The 752-nt window shown below is 48.5% G+C and carries 2 protein-coding genes; one reads left to right on the top strand and one right to left on the bottom strand.

What is annotated here, in order from left to right; genetic code table 11:
- Positions 1 to 288: M3 family metallopeptidase (locus lacNas_RS11605; RefSeq protein ID WP_244661467.1), on the top strand; the 288-nt coding region annotated here is incomplete at its 5' end.
- A gap of 46 nt (positions 289 to 334) precedes the next feature.
- Here lacNas_RS11605 and lacNas_RS14055 read toward each other — a convergent pair.
- Positions 335 to 752, bottom strand: a 418-nt coding sequence (locus lacNas_RS14055) for a hypothetical protein (RefSeq protein ID WP_211762145.1), incomplete at its 5' end; no start/stop codon positions are given.

The following is a 752-nucleotide window of genomic DNA, read 5'->3' as shown; positions in this document are numbered from 1 at the left end:
ATCGAGCTGGAATGGGCCCGGATCCCGCATTTCTATTACAACTTCTACGTCTACCAGTACGCGACCGGCTTTGCCGCCGCGACTGCCCTGGCAGGCAAGATTTCCCGCGGCGGCCAGGAAGACCGGGAGAAGTACCTTGACTTCCTCAAGTCCGGCTCCAGCGACTACCCGATCAACATCATGCAAAAGGCCGGCGTCGACATGACCAAGTCCGACTACCTGGAAGACGCCTTCAAGGTCTTCGAAGAAAGACTGGACGAGTTTACTGACTTGATCAAAAAATTGTAGAAAACAAAACGAAGCTGCTCAAATCGAGCAACTTCTTTTTTTGCTGTTAAGCTTTTTCTTTCATCAGCTTCAGGTACTTGGGCTGGTCAGACTTGGGTACATCTATTACATCCAACGCCTGTTCAGCTGACACATTTAACTTTGTCATTACGCTCAAAGCGCTTTTAACTATCGTCTTGTCAATGCCCTCATCAATGCCTTGCTTGCGACCCTCATCAATGCCAAGCTTGCGCTCGTGGCGTAAAGTTGTCTCGTATTCCAATCTGTTCGCCCTGCTGCAAAAAATGTGTGCAATGTAGCCAAATAGTAATTTTTGACTACGTATGTCCAAAGACATGGATACAGACATTTTTCTTATTGCCGTCATCACAGGTATTCCGATATCCCAACAAGGGGGTAACCGCATTGACCAGCGCAGGCACCGAAGCACCACTCTTGCAACTTCTTGGAAAGGCTCTCGCCAA

Source organism: Lactobacillus nasalidis, assembly GCF_016587775.1.
Lineage (GTDB): Bacteria > Bacillota > Bacilli > Lactobacillales > Lactobacillaceae > Lactobacillus > Lactobacillus nasalidis.
The sequence above is the reverse complement of the archived record's forward strand: the minus strand, read 5'-3'. Positions and strand labels throughout refer to the sequence as shown.